Source organism: Cryobacterium sp. SO2 (genome assembly GCF_026151165.2).
GTDB lineage: Bacteria > Actinomycetota > Actinomycetes > Actinomycetales > Microbacteriaceae > Cryobacterium.
Map to the genome: position 1 here is coordinate 3,308,083 of NZ_CP117849.1, position 18,853 is coordinate 3,326,935.

Genomic DNA, 18,853 nt, shown 5'->3' on the forward strand with positions numbered 1-18,853 from the left:
CGGAGGTCCCCCGACCTGATCACGAAGCAGAACTAAACGGCCCCGTCGGGTGTGACCACGGCGCGCACCGTGCGCCAGAGAATCAGGATGTCTGTGGTGAGCGACCAGTTCTCGACGTAGTAGAGGTCGAGGCGGATACTGTCTTCCCAGCTGAGGTTGGACCGGCCGCTGACCTGCCAGAGTCCGCTCATGCCCGGCTTCATGATGAGCCGACGGTGGGCGGCGTCGTCATACAGCGCCACCTCGGCGGCGCGCTGCGGCCGTGGGCCGACCAGGCTCATCTCGCCGAAGAACACATTGAACAGCTGCGGCAGTTCGTCGATGGAGTACTTGCGGAGGATCTTGCCGATGGGCGTGATGCGCGGGTCATTGGTGACCTTGAACAACGGGGTGTCAGAGGTACCCTGAGCGTCGAGCAGGCTCTCCAGCTGGTCGTCGGCATCCCGCACCATCGAGCGGAACTTGTACATGCCGAAGGTGCGACCGTGGCGGCCGATGCGCTCCTGGCGGTAGACGATGCTGCCCGGGCTGGACCGTTTGACGGCGATCGCCACCCAGAGGAGTCCCGGCGAACTGATCAGGATCAACAGGGCTGAACCGACGATGTCGAAGGTGCGCTTGGTGACGCGCTTGACGCCCTCAAAGGCCGGGTAGCTCACGTGGATCAACGGGAGGCCCGCAACGGGACGGGAGTGGATGCGGGGTCCCGCGATGTCGGTGAGGGCAGGGGCCACGATCAGTTCCACGTCGCGGGCCTCGAGCTCCCAGCCGACGCGGCGCATGTCTTCAGGACTGATTTCGTCGGCGCCGGTGAGGATGACGGTGTCGGCGTTGGTCTCGTCCACCGCACCGAGCAGGTCGTCGTAGCCGCCAACGACGGGCACGCCGTGCACCGGTCCCTTGGAGACCGTTCCTTCACGGGTGAGTGCGCCGACAAGCTTGAGGCCGGTGCCCGCGGCCCGGGTGATGGTCGCCGCCACGTGCGCGGATTTGAGCCGTTCACCCAGGAGCAGGGCGCGAGAGAGATAGAAGCCCCTGGCCTGGCGCTTGCGCAGCCACTGGCGCCAGCGCCAGCGTGTCACGATCAGGAAGAACATCCCGGCCGGCAACGCTGTGAGGAAATAGCCTCTGGCCACCTCGATCTTAAAGAGGAACGCCACGATGGCGAACAGGCCGAACAGACGAATGGTCGCGTCCGCGACGCGCTTGTACTCGAGAGTTCCGCTCCCGATCACCTTGTGGTCTCTGGTGGCGAACACGTCGAGCATGACCATCCACGCCACCACCAGCACGACCGACACCGCGGTGTAGGTGGCACCGACGTTGTACGGCGCCGTCAGGGGCACAGTGGCGAAGCCGAACCAGACCAGCTGGGAGCCGAACACGGCGAACAGAACCACCAGGATGTCGCTGGCGAACAGTCGGGACGCGAACGCACGCTGCCATGAACGACGTCGCAAAACTCCCGCCGTACGTGTGTCGCCTACAGCCATGCTTCTCCCCGGATCTTCCCCGTATGCCCCTTCGCTGAGGTGACAGCGGAAGAAGGCGTTCCAACACATAGTTCCACAAAGACCGGCGTTCACCGTACTCGAAGCGCGTGTCCGCGCGTCTCGCCACCCGGTCTGGGGTCACCGGCACCGGCGTCGACACAGGTTGCAGCGACACCCCTCGTCTAGGGTGGACCTGTGAATTCACGAGCCTCCCGCCGCGCGCCCGCGCGCTCTTCCCGAGCCAACGCACGCCATGAACGCCGCAACTCCAGCGCGAAGCGTCGTCTCAAGATCGGGCTCGTCGTGGCCGGAATCGTTGTCCTGGGGTCCGTCACCTGGCTCGCCACCCGCGCTCTGGTGGTCAAGACCGACCTCGAAGCGTCACAGTCCCTCGTCTCGCAGTTGCAGGCGAATGCCACCAGCGGCGACTTCGAAGCGATGAGCGCAACCGGTGCCGAACTCGAGGCTCGCTCCTCCAGCGCCGTCAATGGAACCCACGACCTCACCTGGCGTATCGCTGAGTTCATCCCCGTGCTCGGTGAGAACCTCACCGGGGTGCGAGTGGTGGCCGAGAGCATCGACTCCATCGTGCAGGAGGTGGCCGCACCGGCCGTGAAGATCGCGTCGACGTTCGACATCAGTGCCAGGGACCCCGAATCGGGCGGTTTCGATCTGTCGCCGCTGTCCGAGGCCGAGGCCATCGTCGCCTCCGCCCAGGACATCTTCGCGACCTCGCTCACGCAGCTCGCCGCTGTCGACACCTCGATCACGGTCGGCCCGGTCACGGATGCCGTCGACAAGCTGGACGGACTCCTCACCACCGCGAGCGAGGTCGTCGATGGCGCCGCCCCCCTCCTCAAGGTGGCGGGCACCGCCCTGGGCCAGGATGGTCCGCGCACCTACGTCATGGCTTTCCAGAACAACGCCGAGAGCACCGCCCTCGGCGGGAGCGCCGCCTCCTTCAGCGTGATCTCCGCCGACCGCGGCGCGATTGCCATCACCGACCAGGCCAGCAGCGCGGACTTCAAGAACCGTGACGCTGTGGACGTGCCCGTGGACCAGAGCGCGCTGGACCTGTACACGGACTACCTGGTGACGCACTCGAACACCGCCACCAGCCGGCCGGATTTCCCCACTGCCGGAGCCATCCTGCAGGCGTACTGGCAGCGCGACAGGGGCGTCGCGGTCGACGGCGTGATCTCGGTGGACCCGATCGCCCTCAGTTATATGCTCAAGGCCACCGGGCCGCTCACGCTCAGCACCGGAGACGTGCTCTCGAGCGACAACGCCGTCGACCTGCTGCTCAACGAGGTGTACTTCCGCTGGGACAGCTACGCCGAGCCGGAGAAGGTCGATGCGTTCTTCTCCGAAGCGGCCAGCGCGATCCTCACCAAGGTGCTCAGCGGCGACTTCGACATGGCCGAGATGGCCGCGGCCGTCACCAAGGGCGTCAACCAGGGCAGCATCATGGCCTGGTTCGCCAACCCGGACGAGCAGGCACTCCTCGACGGCACCCGCCTGCAGGGCACCATGCCCAAGGACAACGCCGATGCGACGGTCATGGGCATCTTCTACCGGGACACGTCCGCATCGAAGATCGACTATTACCTGAAGACGGCCACGACCACATCGAGCGACATCTGCACGGTTCCGGACAACCCCACCTTCACCAGCTCGGCCACACTCACGTCGAACCTCACGAACGCCCAGCAGGCCGGCTTGCCCGACTACGTGAAGAGCAACACCCTCGGCGATGTGTTCAGAACTGAGGTGTTCGTCTACGGCCCCGTGGGTGCGACGTTGACGTCGGCGACGATCGACGTTGAGGGCGAGCTCACCGAGGTCAACGCCAGCGCCGTCGACCTGGGCCGGCCCGTCGCGAAGTTCACGGTCTACCTGGCTCCAGGCGACACCAGTACGGTGACGGCCTCGTTCCAGGGCGCGCCGGGTGAGTACGGCAAGCTCGAGGTGCGGGGTACCCCGATGATCAACGCGACGCCCAAGACCATCACGGAGGGCGCCGACTGCGGCTGAGTCGCGCGGACCGCTAGCGGGTGAGCCCGAGCTCCCAGATGCGCCTGGCTATGATCTTCTCGTCACGCTGGTAGATCGCGGCGCGCAGTGCCACGGCCAGGAGCGCTCCAATGAGGGCTCCGGTCGAGTTCGACACCACATCGGAAACCGTGGCGAAGCGTGCGCTCAGGGCCACGGCCTGGGTGAGTTCGATGGCCACCGAGATTCCGGGGCAGATGATCAACGCGAGCCACCACACCCGCACCGGCAGCAACATGCTCACCAGGAAGCCGAGCGGGACGAACATCAGCACGTTCGCGGTGAATTCCAGCTTCGTGTAGCCGAACCACTGGGGAACACCGTTGCGGTGCATCACGTCCAGCAGCCGGGTGATCGACGATTCGAAGCCCTGGTCCAGCGGGGTGGGCCACATCGTCGCCAGCACCACGATGGCGCCATAGGCCAGCACCAGGGTCAGGCCCAGCTGTTGCCGCACCCGGCTCTTGGGCGGTTCCCGGTCCGTCATAGTTAGCTGCTCCATCCCGCCATCGTAGAGGGACGCCCTGCGAATACGCGCAGGATCACACGCCGCCGCCCGGGCCCGCCGCCTCAGTATCGTAGGCTGGTGAAGATGGGCCAGGGTCACCGAGACCTCCCACCGACTCCAGGGGGAGCATCACCTATGCCAGGCATCATCGTTCACGAGTGGCTGGCGACCCGTGGTGGCTCAGAGAACGTCGTTGAAGAAATCGTCGCGACCTTTCCGGATGCGCAGATCCAGTCGCTGTGGAATGACGCCCCTGAGCGCTTCGCCGGTGTCGACGTCGCCGAGACCTGGCTGGCACGCACTCCGCTGCGCAAGTCCAAGGCGCTCGCCCTGCCGTTCATGCCCCTCACTTGGCGGCACCTCGGCGCCAGGGACGCGGACTGGATCCTCTGCAGCTCCCATCTCTTTTCGCACCACGCCCGCTTCGCCGGGCCCGCCCGCGAGGTTCCCAAGCTTGTCTACGCGCACACACCAGCGCGGTACATCTGGACGCCGGAGCTCGACGCCCGCGGCAACCACGCCCTGGCGAAACTGGTGCGGAAGCCCCTGCAGCGCCTCGACCGTGCCCGTGCCCAGGAGCCGACCGCGATCGCGGCGAACAGCGAGTTCGTGCGCCAGCGCATCCAGAATGCGTGGCACCGCGACAGCGTCGTGATCCACCCGCCCGTCGATGTGCAGGCGTTCGCGGACGACCCCGCCGCCGACCTCACGGCGGAGGAACTGACGATTCTGGACGGCCTCCCGTCCACATTCCTGCTCGGCGCGTCCAGGTTCATCCCCTACAAGCGTCTGGACCTGGTCGTCGCCCTGGGAGTCGCCTCCGACACCGCGGTGGTCCTGGCCGGCGACGGGCCCTCGCTGCCCGACCTGCAGGCTCTGGCCGACCAGCACCCCGGCCAGGTCTCGTTCGTGCTCAAGCCCTCACGCGCGCTGCTGAGCGCGCTGTACCGCCGCGCGCTGGCGTACGTCTTTCCCGCCATCGAAGACTTCGGCATCATGCCCGTCGAGGCCATGGCCACCGGCACACCCGTGATCGCACGCGCCATCGGCGGCGCGGCGGAATCGGTGGTCGACGGCGTGACCGGCGTGCACCTGCACGAGTTCACCGGCGGCGCAGCGCGCGAGGCCGTCGCCCGCGCCGCGATGATGCGTCCTCAGGACTGCATCGATCGCGCCTGGCAGTTCGACCAGTCGGTTTTCCGCTCCACACTTCGCAGCTGGGTCACCGCAGAAGCACACGCGTAGCCCCAGCCACCCGGACGGGATCTCCACCCCGGCCTCCCCATTCCGCGCACGATTCCACGTCGACTTTTCGGGAGACACATGAATATCCTCAACCGACTCCGCCGTCAGCCCCGCTGGCGCCTCATCACCGCCGGCGTTGTGGTGCTCGCCCTCGTCGGCGGCGGCACCGCTTTCGCCCTGTGGCCCGCATCCGCTCCGGAGGACGCCCCCGCTGCGGCGCCGAGCACCGCCCCGACCGCCACCGCCACCCCTGAACCTGAGCCCGTCGTGCTGCTCCCGACCGCGAACGTCGCCGCGACGTTCGACGGCTGGAGCCAGGACAACGACGACTCCGCATCCGTCTTCGCCGCGGAAGCCGGCGACGCTGCAGACGGCACCATCGGGCTGCGCATCGACAGCACCAACCCCGCAGAGAACACCACCCGCCTCGCCCTGAGCCAGGTCGTCGCCGTCTCTCCGTCGACCACCTACACCTTCACCGCGAGCATCAAGACCGCGGGCCAGGATGCCGTCGACCCCGGCGTCTCCGTCATCATGGGCGCCGCCGGCCAGGGCCGGCACGACTTCGAGGCCGTGAACGCGGTCTGGGACGAGCAGACCTGGACCTACAAGACCGACGCAGACGAAACCTCGGTGCCCGTCAGCATCCTGACCGTGGCGCCGACAACCGGTGTGAGTGTCGACTCTCTCGCCATGACCGCCAAGGGCTCCACCGACAACCTGCTGGCCAACCCGTCGTTCGAGGCGTTCACGGCCCCCACCCGGATCACCAACACCTCCCTGTTGCTCGCCACCGGCGAAGCAGCCATCGGAGTGTCCTGGAAGATTCCCGGCGCGGCCTGGACCGTCACCGACGAGACCGGCGCCACCATCGACCAGGGCACCGTCGACCTGCAGCCCGGCCTGGGCGTCGTCTCGCTGCAGGACCTCGACCCCGGGTACTACTCGATCGCGATCGCCAACAACGACAACTCCAGCGACACCATGGAAACGTCCCTGGCGATCCTCGACCCGGTGGCAGAGGGAACCCCCACCCAGGACGAGCGTTTCGCCGTGGGTGTGCACCTCACAGAGGCGTTCGAGGGTTCGGCCCAGGTGACGGCCGATCTAGGCATCTCCGACGTGCGCACCGACGCCAAGTGGAGCCGCGTCGAGACGACCAAGGGGGTGTACAACTTCCCCGAGAACGACAACCGCATGATCGCTGAGTACGAGGCCGCCGGCGTCGACCTGCTTCCGATCAGCGCCTATGGCAACAAGCTGTATGACAAGGAGGGCACCCCGAGCAGCCCGTCTGCCCTCGCCGCCTACGGGCAGTTCACCACCAAGCTGGTCGAACAGTACGGGGCTCCTGAAGTCGAGATCTACAACGAGTTCAACAACCCGCCGATGAACTACAGCGCGTGCGGCCGCACCGCCGAATGCTACGTACCCCTGCTCAAGGCCGGATACGACGCGGTCAAGGCCGCCCACCCCGAGGTGAAGATCATCGGACCGGCCATCGCCCGTCAGGACGACGCCTGGCTCGAGGCGCTCTACAAGGCCGGCGGACTCCAGTACCTCGACGCCATCTCCTTCCACCCGTACGACTACACCCCCGAGTCCGGTCCCGAGTTCATGGAGGCCAGCCTCACCCAGGTCAACGACCGGGTGAAGCAGTACAACAACGGGCAGACCAAGCCGCTCTGGATCACCGAACTCGGCTGGTCCACCACCGGCTACAGCGAACAGGACCAGGCCGACAACCTCGTGCGGGTGCAGGCCATCGCCTTCGCCAACAGCGTGGAGAAGTTCTTCTGGTATGACCTGGTGAACGACTCGAACGACCCCGGCGACCACGAGGGCAACTTCGGGCTGCTGCACCAGACCACCGAGGAGGTGCCCGCGTTCGCGCCCAAGCCCTCCGGTGTCGCCGAGGCCGTCATGATCCGTCAGCTGAACGGCAAGGCGTTCACCGCCAGGGACACCCTGGCGGATCCGTCCGTGTACTCATACGCGTTCGGGACCGGCGACACGCAGACCCGCGTGGCCTGGACGACCGCTGCGAAGACCATGACCTACGCCGCGGACGAGGACGTCACCCTCACCGACCAGTACGGTGCGAGCAGCGTGCTCTCCCCCGTGGATGGCCGGATCACGGTCGATCTCAGCGGCCACCCGGTCTACCTGACCGGTGTTGTGAGCGACCTGCAGCCGGGCGCGTAGCCCCGCCGTTTCACCGACGCAGCCCCCAGTGCGAGCGCCGCCCCATCCGGGTGGCACCCGCATAGGGGGCTGTTTCTGCGATACTGGGCCCAGCGATACCTTGTCGTGACCTGGCGGAGGGGCCGAAATTCGATGAGTGCACTCGCTTCAGAACTACCGGTGCGGCGCGCTTCCACCCATCGCCTCCTGGCGCTAGACGGCCTCCGCGGCCTCGCCGCCCTGATGGTTGTGGTCTATCACTACTTGTGGAACGTCGCGCAGGTGTACCCGCAGCTGGGCGCATCTGTTGAGGCCGTGCACTTCGGCGGCCAGGGCGTTCGGGTGTTCTTCGTGATCTCCGGAATCGTCATCTTCATGTCGCTGCAGAACTCGACTCCGGCCGGTTTCTTCCGCTCCAGGTTCATCCGCCTGTACCCCACCTACTGGATCGCCGTGGCCATCACAGCCACCGCCGTCGCCGTCTTCGGCCTCCCCGGCCGCCAGACCGTGCCGCTGGACACCGTGCTCAATCTGAGCATGGTGCAGGACTTCTTCGGCGTTCCGAACGTCGACGGCGCGTACTGGACCCTCGCGGTTGAACTCGCCTTCTACGTCATGGCTGCCGTTCTGTGGTTCACCGGCCGGCTGAGCCCGGCGCGCCTGCCGCTGACCCTGTACACCTGGCTGGCCGCGATGCTGCTGATCGCGCTCGCCATCCCGGACTCCTTCAACGAACAGACCCGCCTCTTCGAGAACATCCCGTGGTTCCTGTTGGGCATCACCGCCCTCGCGATCATCAACGGTGAACGCCGCATGAGCATGCTCCTCTTCCCCGTCGCGGCCGTCGTCGGCGGTGGCCTGTTCAACCCCATGGACGCCGTCGCGGCCGCCGTCGCCTTCGCGCTGGCCCTCGTGACGCTGATGTGGCGCCCGCTGGGCCTGTCCAGCCGGCCGCTGCGGTTCCTGGGCTGGCTGTCCTTCCCGCTGTACCTCCTGCACCAGAACCTCGGCTACATCGTGCTGCTCCGGCTCGACGCGCTGAATGTGCCGCGGCCGCTGAGCGTCGCGATCGCGCTGGTCCTCGCGGTCGGATTCGCGGCGTTGTTCACCCGGTTCATCGACGAGCCGTTGCGTCGCCTGATCGGCCGGCACTGGCGCAAGCCGGCGGTCACGCCGGCCACACCGCCCTCCGGTGCTGCTGCCGACGCGACTCCCCATACCGCGATCGCGCGCGAGAATTGAGCTCCACCAGCGCCGAACGCGCGACGGACACCACCGCCCAGCCCCGGAAGAGCCTTCTGCGCCCTGACATCCAGGGCTTGCGCATGATCGCCGTCGGCGCCGTCATCGCCGATCACGCCCTGGGCCGCCCGTCCGGCGGTTTCGTCGGAGTCGACATCTTCTTCGTGATCTCCGGCTTCCTGATCACCGGGCTGCTGCTGCGCGAGCATGACCGCACCGGCACCATCTCGTTCGTGAACTTCTACCGCCGTCGGATCAAGCGCATCCTCCCGGCTGCGACCCTCGTGATCGTCGTCACGGTGATCGTGTCGTGGCTGCTCTTCGCCTCCTCCCGAGCCACGTCGACGATGTGGGACGGAGTCTGGGCGTTCTTCTTCGGCGCCAACTGGAATTTCGCCGCTCAGGGCACGAACTACTTCCTGGCCGGCGGCGCGGTCTCTCCGCTGCAGCACTACTGGTCGCTGGCCGTGGAAGAACAGTTCTACTTCGCCTGGCCGTGGTTGATGTTGCTGATCTTCGCCCTCGCGGGCCGCCGCGCGCACTGGAACACCCGAGTTGCGCACCGCATCGTCGGATTCGTCATGCTGGGCATCGTCGCCGCGTCGTTCGCGTGGGCGCTCTACGACACCGTGAACGCGCCGACCTGGGCGTACTTCTCCACCTTCTCCCGAACCTGGGAGCTGGGCATCGGTGCCCTTCTGGCCGTGTTCGGCGGTTCCGCCGCGCGCCTCTCGGTTCTCGCGCGAACCGTCCTGGGCTGGTTGGGACTCGTCGGTATCGTCGCATCGGTGTTCCTGGTCGACAACGGCGCCGGCTTCCCGGCCCCGTGGGCCGCCCTTCCGGTGCTGTCGACCGCCCTGGTCATCTGGGCGGGTATCGGCGGCGAGCAACGGTACCTCTGGCCCCTGACCAACCGGTTCAGCGGATACCTCGGTGACATCTCGTTCTCGCTGTACCTCTGGCATTTCCCGATGATCATCTTCGCGAGCACCTTCTTCGGCGGTGGCGGCAAGCGCACGACCCTGGCCGCCCTGCTGGCCACCGCGATCTTCTCCGTGGCCTCCTACCACCTCGTGGAGGACCCGATCAGGCGGTCCCGCTGGCTCGATCCACGCGGGGCCCGACCGACCAGGCCGACAACCAGCAAGGTCCGTTCCCGACGACGTACCGTGCTCGTTACGGCCGGCGCCGTCTTCGCCGTCGTCGCTCTCACGGCGGTGCTGTTCCTGCCGAGGTCCGGTCCGCCCGGGCTAGCCGCCGCGCTCGCGGACTCCGCCGACGATGCCAACCTCACGGCTACGGAGAGCGTGCTCCACGAGAAGATCCAGGAGGCCCTCGGGGCCACCTCCTGGCCCACACTCACCCCCGAGATCGGTGAGGCCCGCTCCGCCGCCGCGCCGCAAATGAACCCGGACACCGGGTGCATGCATCCGAACGATCTGACCGACCCCGACGTCTGCCTCTATGGCACCGGCGAGAAGACCGCCGTCCTGGTCGGCGACTCCATCGCCGTGGCCTGGATGCCCGCCGTGATCGAGGCGCTCGGCGCCGAGGGTTACAAGGTGCGCGCCATCGGATTCGGCAGTTGCCCGTTCGTCTACACCGAGATCAACCTGCCTGACCGCCCCGAAGAGACCGCCCGCTGCAATGACAACCGCGAGCCTGCCGCGGCCCTCATCCAGAGCATGGACCCCGACCTCGTCGTAATGTCGAACAACCAGGGCGCCTACGGTGCCATGGCCGACCGACCGACCGCAGACGCGACCGCAACCGAGTGGACGGCCGCCAGAGAGGGCGCCATCCGCGCGGTCTCCGCGCCCGGTCGCTCGGTCGTGGTGCTCGCCCCGCCGCCCGTCGGCAAGATCCCCGCCGAGTGCGCCACCAAGGTATCGACTCCGGCCGACTGCATCTCCGGCGTCGGCGCGGACTGGCGGGCCATGGTTGCCGCCGACGAGCTCGCGACCGCGGCCACCGGCGCCACGTTCGTGTCACCGCTGAACTGGTTCTGCTCCGGCGGTTTCTGCCCGATCTTCGTCGACGGAACGCCCGTGCGCACGGATCAGTTGCACATGACGGCGACTTACGGCGTCGTCGTCGCTCCGGCGCTCAAGGAAGCGCTCCTGGCCGCGGTACCGGCCGCGTAGATCCGGCGCAGCCGGGCCGTGAACAGTTCGGCGCCGAATTCTCCGTGTGCCCAGTCGAACGCGGTCCGGGCCACGGCATCCCGCCGCGTCTGGTCACCCAGAGCGGCCACGATCGCCTCGGCGAAACCCGTGGCGGTGTCATCCACTGCCAGATAGTGAGATGACACGCCGACGCCCTCTGCGCCCACCGAGGTGGACACGACGGGGATTCCCCAGAGCATCGCGGTGATGGTCTTGAACTTCACTCCCGCTCCCCGCAACAAGGGAACGACGAAGAGGGTGGACTCCGCGTAGAAGGGGCCCAGGTCATCGACGTAACCGGTCAGGCTCACCCGGGGGCTGTGTTCGACGAGGTCGGCGAGCTCCGGGCGGGGCGCGGCCCCCGCGATCACGACTTCGGCGGTGGCGACCCGGCCTTGCACTGCGGGCCACACCGACCCGAGGAACCAGACAAGCGCCTCGTGGTTCTCGTCCCTGTTCAGCGCCCCGGTGAACAGGAGAGTCTGCGGCAGGCTCACGCGTGCGCGGGCGGTGTCCGGCATCCCGGCCGCGACCAGGGACGGCGGGCTCACCTCCACGTGCGCCGACGGGGCGATGGCCAACACTTCGTCACGGTCCTTGTCGCTGAACACGATCACCACGTCGGTTTCGGTGAACGCCCGGCGTTCCGCCCGCCGAGCAAACACGGCACGCAAGTGGAACAGCACCTTCGCCTTGAGCGTCGGGGCGGCGGCGGACGCCCGCGACCAGCGCTGAGCGAGCACGTCGTGGGCGATGAGCACCTGAACGGCCTTCGGGTTCACCCGACGCAGAAAACGCGCGAGAGACGCCGTCTCTGTCCATTGGAACTCCAGCACCGACGCCGACCGGGCCCGCTGCAGAAAGTCAGGGTCGTTCTTGAGGGCGTGCTCGACGTCCACAGCCAGGGAGGCGCCCCGGACAAGTTTCAACAGGTCGCGCAGGGGCTTGAGCCGTGCGCCAGAGAGGAGACCGGTCCCGGCGACTGCCCGTCGGGTGGCTTCAACCGACGCGACCTTGCCGGCGGCAGCAACATTCTCCGGCAGTCCAGGCGCGTAGGCGCTGATCTGGAAGGCAGCCTCGAGGGCCTCGAAATGCCGGAGCAGATACTCCCCGCCGGCGTGCGGAATGCCGTCATACGGAAGGAACAACCCGATGCTCACGAGCCCGGACCGACTTGAATTCTCGCGGGGGCGCATAGGAAAACTCTAGTGCGTGCCCTGCACTACGGTGGAAAACGCACCTAATCGCCAAGCCGTTCGCCGGCCCACCAAGGAGATCCAAAGCCAGTGAAGTCACTCAAAGCGTTCTGGTGGTCGCCTCTCAAGTCGCCGCGTCTGCTCAAGCCTGAACTGTTCGACAACCCGGCACTCTGGGTGCGGCTGGGGCTGCGCACCGGCCGTCCGCTGATGAATTTCGGTGATGAACTCACCCGAGACGTGCTGGAATACGCGACGGGTCGCAAGGTCGTCTGGTCCGCACCGGCCCAGGCCGACGTGGTCGCCATCGGGTCGATCCTCGAGCTGTACATGCGCCGGTCCGGTCACGCCAAGATCTGGGGCACCGGACTCCGCGGTGAGATCCCCGCGCACCTGCTGCCGTCCTACCAGGCGCACGCCGACTCCATCCTCGCCGTTCGCGGACCGCACTCGCGGGCGCAGTTGGGCCTGCCGGAGGACACTCCCATCGGGGATGCCGGGTTGCTGGCCGCCGCGCTGATCGACGGCAACCGTCTGCCGAAGACCGACAAGATCGTCCTCATCCCGCACTTCCGAGTCTGGAAAACCAGCGAAGGCCGTCAGGAGATTCGAGACGCTCGACGGCTCGGCATGGAGGTCGTGCCCCCCACCATGCGCCCGCTGACTGTGATCAAGAAGGTCGCAGCGGCACGCCTCGTCTTGTCGTCCAGCCTGCACGGCGTCATCGTTGCGCACTCCGTGGGCACGCCCACGCAGCTACTGTCCGTCAGCGACTCCGGCGTCGAGCCGCAGTTCAAGTACGGCGACTACTTCGCCTCGATGCAGCTGACCTCCACCGCCATGTCCCTGGCCTCGGCCCGGCAGGACCTCGACGGGCTTTTCGCGCTTCGGGAGGCCGAGGCTCCCGCCGCCGAACGGCGTGCGGCCGAGCTGGCCGGCTCTCTGCTCACGGCTATCGGCGGCCTGTAACCGGGCCTGGGGGCGCTGAACCGGTAAACTCCGCTGGATGGCCTTTACCAGGCCGGTCCCGGGCACCACATCGCCCTTGAGCCACACTTCGACCCACAGGTCGACGCTCGAACGAAGGAATCACGTGCGAAGTCTCGTTTTCACGATTGCCCAGAACGGCTATGGATTCGCCTACAAGCGGTGCATCGAGTCGCAGAAGCAATATGCAGACTCGATCGGAGCCGCCTTCGTCAGCATCGCCCACCCGCCCCGGGTATCCGAGGCTGCGCAGAGCGCCTGGCTGAAGATCCCGATCCTGCTCGATGCCCTGAAGAGCGGCTACGACTCTGTGGCGTACATCGACTCGGACTGCGCCGTCAGCCCGGACGCACCCGACTTCAACACCGCCCTGACCGGTCTGCCCGATGGGCGCATCTACATGGCACAAGGGGCCTCCAAGCGGATCAACTCCGGCGTGATCATCGCCGGCGCCGGCGCCCCGGCCATCCCGTTCCTGGAACAGGTGATGGGCAGCATCACCAGCGAGATCCCCGAAGACGATCGTCGAAGCCTGAAGTTCGAGAACGGCAACGTCATCTACTGCGCCAGGATCAGCGGCGCGGTCGACGACCTGCCCGTCGTCTGGAACAACACCTACGACCCCGCCCTGCGCGACTTCATCCGCCACTACACCGGGTCCCTCCGCGCCGAGTACCAGCGTCCCTTCCTCAGCGACGCCTGGTACCGCCTGTTGCGGAAGACGGTGTACCACCAGCCCCCGGCGCCGACGTCCCGCGACGCGGAGTTCGTCGAGCGCCTGCGCGGCCTCACCACGCAGGTCATCAACAAATACCCGCTCCTGACCACGCCGTAACCGGCCGTCGCCCAAGGCCATAAGGGGTCAGCTCATCGTCGATACACTGCGCAAAGACGCAACCAAATCAGTTTCCTGGTCCATCGTCGACAAGTGGGGCGCGCGCGGCACGACCCTCGTCGTCCTCGTCGTCCTGGGCCGGCTGCTCTCCCCGGAAGACTTCGGTCTGGTCGCCCTCGCCACGACGGTGCTGGCGTTGGCCACGGTCTTCGTCGACTCCGGATTCGGCCGGGCGCTGATCCAGCGTGAAACCATCACGAACAAGCACCGGGATACGGCGTTCTGGACCTCCATCGCCATCGGCGTCGTCCTGGCAGCGGCCATCGCCCTGGCCGCGCAACCCATTGAGCAGCTCTTCGGCACACCGGGCCTGGCTCCAGTGGCGGCCTGCCTGGGCCTGACGCTGATGATCAACGCGCTCTCGGTGACGCAGGCGTCGCTCCTCGAGCGCGATTTCAAGTTCAAGTCGCTGGCCATCCGGCGCCTCACCGCGACCACCATCGGCGGGGCCGCGGCGATCATCGCCGCACTGTCGGGGCTGGGAGTCTGGAGCCTCGTCATTCAGAGCGTGGTCAGCGCGACGGCCGGCGCCATCGCCCTGTGGGCGGTCAGTGACTGGCGGCCTGGGTTCGCGATCTCGGCTCAGGCCTTCCGCGACCTGTGGCGGGTCGGCTTCAGCATCGTCGGCATCGAGCTGGTCGGCTACCTCAACTCCCAGGCGGATCGCCTGCTCATCGGCCTCTACCTCAGCACCGAGGCGCTCGGCTACTACTACATGGCGATGAACATCATCGCGATCCTCATCGAACTGTTCTCGTCGGTGTTCTCCAACGTGAGCCTGGCCGCTTTCTCGCGCCTGCAGGGCGACCCGGCGCGCCTCCGCACCTGGTTCTACAAGCTCACCCGGGTCACCGCGACGGCGGCGATCCCGATCTTCGGCCTCACCGCGGTGCTCGCGCCGCTGGCCATCCCGATCGTCCTCGGCGCACAGTGGACGCTGGCCGTGCCCATCCTGCAGGTCCTTACCCTGCTGGGCGCGCTCAACGCGATCCTCTACTTCGACCGCAGTGTGCTGATCGCCTCCGGGCACGCCAAATCGGCGTTCTACCTCACCCTGGGCCAGACCGTGTTCGGTGTGCTGCTGGTCCTGGTCGGCGTGAACTGGGGCGTCATGGGCGTGGCAGCGGCCGTCGTGGCTCGCCAGTACCTGTACTGGCCCGTGCGCATGCTGGTGCTCAAGCGCCAGATCGGCTTGAAGGTGTCGAGATACCTGGGCGCCTGGGCCGTACCGTTCTTCGTGACCGTGGTCGGCGTCGGCGCCGGCTTCGCCCTCAACGCGCTGTGGCCCGCACTGTCGGACTTCCCCTGGGTGAAGATGGCCGTCGACCTTGTCGTGGTCGCCGCCATCATCGCCGGCGGAACGCTTCTAGTGTCGCGTTCGACGGTGAAGGACGTGCTTTCCGTTCTTAAGAGTCGGGCGAGGTAGCCGGGGCAGGTTCCAACCGCGTCCCGCCCGGTGTGCGAAGACCGCGTCGTTGAACCGGCGCAGCCCTGACGGCACCGTTCGGCTGGTGACCAACTGGGTCAGCAGGGTGAAGATGACGAGCAGGCCGAGGACCATCACGGTCACGGCGGACACGTTGATGACGTAGTAGGCGAGTCCGCCCTTGAGCAGCCAGGTGTAGATGCCGTACACGGTGACCGCACGCAGGAACAGGCCGAGCGGATTGATGCTCCGGCTGTGCAGAAGCTGCAGGACGATGCCTACCAGGAGCGTGACGATGATGGCGATCGGCAGCCCGAACGAGAAGATGAGCTCGGGGAACCCGCCCACCGTCACCGGGGTGGTCCAGGCGTCACTGGCGGGATTGGCGTTGATGATCTTGGCCGACACCGCTCGCTCGAGCGAATACTGGCCGGTCATGTCCGCCCCGGTGTATTTCTGGATGTAGTACCAGAAATCGCTCAGGACGCCCGTGTTCAGTGTGCCGGCGACGTTGTGCTCAATGGCGAACTGTTTCGGCTCGGCCCCGACCAGGGTGACCCGATCGATCAGCTGGCGCCAGAGCGGCACGTCGCTCTTCTGATAGCTCGAATAGGTCGTGGCCACCAACAGCCCGAAGACCACGGGCACGCACAGCAGCAACCAGTACCTGGCCACCAGCTGTCCGACCTTGACGCGGGCGCCGGTGATGACGATGGCGGCGATGATGCCGGTGACGGCCATGGCCAACAGACCGCTCTTGAACCCGGACAACAGTGACGTGAGGATGTAGAACCCCGTCGCCACCCACCAGGCCGGATAGTCGCGCCAGCGGTAGCCGTGCGCTTGGGCCGAAGCCGTGGCGAGCATCCAGCTCAGCGGGACGCCGTAGAGGTACATGCGGCCGGGGATGCCGAAGAATCCGGACGAGGTGAAGTCGAAGCGTTCGACCTCGATGGAATCCGCGAACAGCGGGATGCCGCTCGCGATCAAGTGGTACAGCGCCATCAGGCCGACGGTCCAGACCACGAGGCTCACCGCGGTATCCGGCATCCGGAAGATCTGCGGCATCGGAGGCAGCGCCCGAGAGGGGAGCACCCGTTTGATCGCTGGACGGAGGTACCCCCCGGCGACGAAACCGACGAGGATCGCGACGACGCAGGCCGTGTAGGCGATCACGGTCGACCATTCGGCGATGCCGTCCCTGGCGTACAGGGCCAGACCGGTCGCGGCTCCGGCGAAGTTGTAGACCAGGAACAACATCACGGTCACTCGCACGCGTACCAGGATGATCGCCAGGAGCACCACTCCGACGATCGCAGCCACTAGCTCCATGACGGCCACCGTTCGTTTGTAATCGACCTCATCGGTTCGTACCTGCCCGCCAGGTGAAGCCCTGCGCGATGCCGGACCACACGGCCTTGGCCGAGGGGAACCCGGCAACCGCCAGCACCTTCAACGACCAGAGCAAACGGGCGCCGACGACCATCGGGAGGTATCGCGTCAAGCTGCGGTGCTTGCGAAAGAGGATGACCCGGCTGCGCGTGCCGTGCAGATAGGTGGCCAGGGACTTCTCGGTCATCGAGTCGCCGGAGCCGGTGGTGAGGCCGCCGGAGTGGCGCAGGAGGACGGAGTCGATGGTGCCGACCGTGACAGCCGGATCGGCGGCCGTTGCCCGCAGCATCAGGTCCACCTCTTCCGAGTAGAGGAAGTAGTCCTCGCTCAGCCCGCCGAGCCGCTCCCAGTGCTCCCGAGCGACCGCCAGGAAATGCCCGGTCGGGTAGGTGAGCTCCGCGGGCGTCGGCGGCTGGTCAAGCGCGATCTGTCGCGACTGGCCGCTTCGCCTGTCGATGGCGCCCAGGCCGGAGTAGGTGATGCCGCCCGTGACGGTGCGCACCCCGAAGAGGGTGGCGGGCTGAGCCCGGCTCGCGGCGACGAGTGTCGCCAAGGAGCCCTCCGCCAGTTCAACATCGGGGTTGGCGACCACAACGACATCCACGGCGGACGCAACGTCGGCCAGCAGCGACCAGGCGAGGTTGTTGCCGCCGGCGTAGCCGCGATTGGTGTCGGAGGCCGTCGCGCGCACCAGGAGTGGGGAGTCGGCCGGTTGCAGCACGGCGTCGCTGAGCCGACGGAACTCGATCGGGTCGCAGCTGTTGTCAACCACCGAGACATGTACGACGCAGTCCCCGGCGTGAGCGGCCAGGGACGCGAGCAGCAGGGCGACGGCGTCGGCGCTGAAGTAGTTGACGACAAGGACGCCGACAATGCCCGGCTCGTTGGCGCTGGGAGGAACAGACGCCACTAGACGAGCTCCCCGAAGACTGCCGTCGTGCGGCTGGAACGTTCGTTGTATGCCTGCATTAGACCCCTCTCTATGCCGGCCAGAGTCCGACGCACATGGTTCTGCGCCGAAGGCGACGAACCTCTATGATCCCATAATCGGCCGCCCAGGCCTGACCGCCGCGCATTCTGCGTGCCGCATCAGGCCTTTTCCCAGCAAGCGGATCCGCATCCACACAGACGGGTGAGGCCCGTCGGCTCCGCAGAGCGGCCGGGCCTCACCGGATGTGCGCGTGCAGTTACGGCATTCCCGAGCAGAGGATGCGCGCATTGCCGAAGACCACTGTCGGGTTGCCTGCCACTGGGCGCGCGCCCACTGTCAGCCTGAACGCCCCGCGGGTGTCCAATTGGATGGCTCGGCCGTTGCCCACACCGATCGCGCTGGCCCAGACCTTCTCGGCGCCGTCAAGATCGGTGAAGAAGAGGGCCTTCGCTCCGCTGGAGGTCGTGTTGTCCAGACCTATCCCGGAAATGAAGCTGGAGCACTTGTAGGAGAGGTTGTAGACAGAGGTGCCCTCGCCCCACCACACGCCTCCGGTCAGCCCCTTGGTGTAGGTCTTGCCGCCCACGTTCGCCGTGGTGAAGTCATAGAGGTCATGACTCACCGCGTCGAGGTCGTCAAGATACAGCCATTTCGACACTGTTGTCGACAGCGTCGCCGACTTGTAGGAGAAAGTACCGGTATACACGGCCCGCCACTTGTTGGCGCCCATCCCGGCCGCCTTACCCTTCACTGAGAAGGTGGCCTTGGAGCTCACCGTGGCCGCCCCGACCGACACCCAGGCACTTTTCCCCTGGTCCATCCGCTGCAGGGTGATCTTCCGGCCCCGAAGCTGCGGAGACACGGTTCCGCTGAACGACACGTTGTCCCCCGTCACCGTCTGCGAGCTACCGACCCTGGTGAGCTTGATCGAGATCTTCGGTGCGGTTGCGGCGTTGGCCGGCGCGATTCCGCCCAGGACGAGGCCGAGTGCGACGACGAGTGCCGATCCGCTCAGAGCGATCTTTCGAGTCCATCTATGGTTCATTGTTCCCCCTTGGCGTGGGGGCCCGTCACTGGCATCCCGTCCGGGTGACGGGGCTTCCCCGCTCGGAATATATTGCACGTCTGTGCGACGGC

General features: G+C 66.8%; 14 protein-coding genes. 8 read left to right on the plus strand and 6 right to left on the minus strand.

The window, feature by feature from the left end:
• Positions 1–32: 32 nt before the first annotated feature.
• Positions 33–1,460: a sugar transferase gene (locus BJQ94_RS15615; RefSeq protein WP_265400126.1), complete on the minus strand. Its 1,428-nt coding sequence runs from the start codon at positions 1,458–1,460 to the stop codon at positions 33–35.
• 228 nt (positions 1,461–1,688) lie between these two features.
• Between BJQ94_RS15615 and BJQ94_RS15620 the strand changes: the two genes are divergently transcribed.
• Entirely contained in the window at positions 1,689–3,527 is a 1,839-nt protein-coding gene (locus BJQ94_RS15620) for a DUF4012 domain-containing protein (RefSeq protein WP_265400125.1), read from the plus strand.
• Positions 3,528–3,540: 13 nt separating this feature from the next.
• Here the strand turns inward: BJQ94_RS15620 and BJQ94_RS15625 are convergent, their stop codons facing one another.
• A complete protein-coding gene (locus BJQ94_RS15625) occupies positions 3,541–4,047 on the minus strand; it encodes a VanZ family protein (protein WP_265400124.1) in 507 nt (168 codons plus the stop codon).
• A gap of 141 nt (positions 4,048–4,188) precedes the next feature.
• On the opposite strand from BJQ94_RS15625, the gene BJQ94_RS15630 reads away from it, so the two are divergent.
• From BJQ94_RS15630 to BJQ94_RS15645, 4 genes are all read left to right on the plus strand, one after another.
• Positions 4,189–5,298 (plus strand): glycosyltransferase, encoded by a 1,110-nt coding sequence (locus BJQ94_RS15630; RefSeq protein ID WP_265400123.1) that lies wholly within the window; start codon positions 4,189–4,191, stop codon positions 5,296–5,298.
• Positions 5,299–5,376: 78 nt separating this feature from the next.
• The gene (locus BJQ94_RS15635) at positions 5,377–7,503 is read left to right on the plus strand and encodes a glycosyl hydrolase (RefSeq protein ID WP_265400122.1); all 2,127 of its coding nucleotides are present in this window, start codon (positions 5,377–5,379) and stop codon (positions 7,501–7,503) included.
• A 132-nt stretch (positions 7,504–7,635) separates the two neighbouring features.
• Positions 7,636–8,724, plus strand: coding sequence for an acyltransferase (locus BJQ94_RS15640; protein ID WP_265400121.1), 1,089 nt, complete (start codon positions 7,636–7,638; stop codon positions 8,722–8,724).
• Complete coding sequence (locus BJQ94_RS15645) at positions 8,721–10,868, plus strand: acyltransferase family protein (RefSeq protein WP_265400120.1); 2,148 nt, start codon at positions 8,721–8,723, stop codon at positions 10,866–10,868. Before BJQ94_RS15640 ends, BJQ94_RS15645 begins: the two co-directional genes overlap by 4 nt.
• Here BJQ94_RS15645 and BJQ94_RS15650 read toward each other — a convergent pair.
• Positions 10,805–12,085, minus strand: a complete 1,281-nt coding sequence (locus BJQ94_RS15650; RefSeq protein ID WP_265400119.1) for a glycosyltransferase — start codon at positions 12,083–12,085, stop codon at positions 10,805–10,807. The two genes, BJQ94_RS15645 and BJQ94_RS15650, sit on opposite strands and share 64 nt — an antisense overlap.
• A 90-nt stretch (positions 12,086–12,175) precedes the next feature.
• On the opposite strand from BJQ94_RS15650, the gene BJQ94_RS15655 reads away from it, so the two are divergent.
• The 3 genes from BJQ94_RS15655 (at position 12,176) to BJQ94_RS15665 (ending at position 15,393) form a co-directional block, all read left to right on the plus strand.
• Positions 12,176–13,054, plus strand: coding sequence for a polysaccharide pyruvyl transferase family protein (locus BJQ94_RS15655; protein ID WP_265400118.1), 879 nt, complete (start codon positions 12,176–12,178; stop codon positions 13,052–13,054).
• 124 nt (positions 13,055–13,178) lie between these two features.
• Positions 13,179–13,907 (plus strand): hypothetical protein, encoded by a 729-nt coding sequence (locus tag BJQ94_RS15660; protein WP_265400117.1) that lies wholly within the window; start codon positions 13,179–13,181, stop codon positions 13,905–13,907.
• Positions 13,908–13,953: 46 nt separating this feature from the next.
• Positions 13,954–15,393, plus strand: a complete 1,440-nt coding sequence (locus tag BJQ94_RS15665; RefSeq protein WP_265400163.1) for a lipopolysaccharide biosynthesis protein — start codon at positions 13,954–13,956, stop codon at positions 15,391–15,393.
• Here BJQ94_RS15665 and BJQ94_RS15670 read toward each other — a convergent pair.
• The 3 genes from BJQ94_RS15670 to BJQ94_RS15680 form a co-directional block, all read right to left on the minus strand.
• A complete protein-coding gene (locus tag BJQ94_RS15670) occupies positions 15,334–16,725 on the minus strand; it encodes a hypothetical protein (protein WP_265400116.1) in 1,392 nt (463 codons plus the stop codon). The genes BJQ94_RS15665 and BJQ94_RS15670 overlap by 60 nt on opposite strands.
• 28 nt (positions 16,726–16,753) lie before the next feature.
• A complete protein-coding gene (locus tag BJQ94_RS15675; RefSeq protein ID WP_265400115.1) occupies positions 16,754–17,695 on the minus strand; it encodes a hypothetical protein in 942 nt (313 codons plus the stop codon).
• A 277-nt stretch (positions 17,696–17,972) separates the two neighbouring features.
• Entirely contained in the window at positions 17,973–18,761 is a 789-nt protein-coding gene (locus BJQ94_RS15680) for an NPCBM/NEW2 domain-containing protein (RefSeq protein WP_265400114.1), read from the minus strand.
• Positions 18,762–18,853 lie beyond the last annotated feature (92 nt).

Excerpts from the sequence above, each read along its gene's own strand:
- BJQ94_RS15625 (WP_265400124.1), bottom strand. The coding sequence starts at position 4,047 with ATGGAGCAGCTAACTATGACGGACCGGGAACCGCCCAAGAGCCGGGTG.
- BJQ94_RS15680 (WP_265400114.1), bottom strand. The coding sequence starts at position 18,761 with ATGAACCATAGATGGACTCGAAAGATCGCTCTGAGCGGATCGGCACTC.
- BJQ94_RS15630 (WP_265400123.1), top strand. The coding sequence starts at position 4,189 with ATGCCAGGCATCATCGTTCACGAGTGGCTGGCGACCCGTGGTGGCTCA.
- BJQ94_RS15640 (WP_265400121.1), top strand. The coding sequence starts at position 7,636 with ATGAGTGCACTCGCTTCAGAACTACCGGTGCGGCGCGCTTCCACCCAT.
- BJQ94_RS15650 (WP_265400119.1), bottom strand. The coding sequence starts at position 12,085 with ATGCGCCCCCGCGAGAATTCAAGTCGGTCCGGGCTCGTGAGCATCGGG.
- BJQ94_RS15635 (WP_265400122.1), top strand. The coding sequence starts at position 5,377 with ATGAATATCCTCAACCGACTCCGCCGTCAGCCCCGCTGGCGCCTCATC.
- BJQ94_RS15670 (WP_265400116.1), bottom strand. The coding sequence starts at position 16,725 with ATGGAGCTAGTGGCTGCGATCGTCGGAGTGGTGCTCCTGGCGATCATC.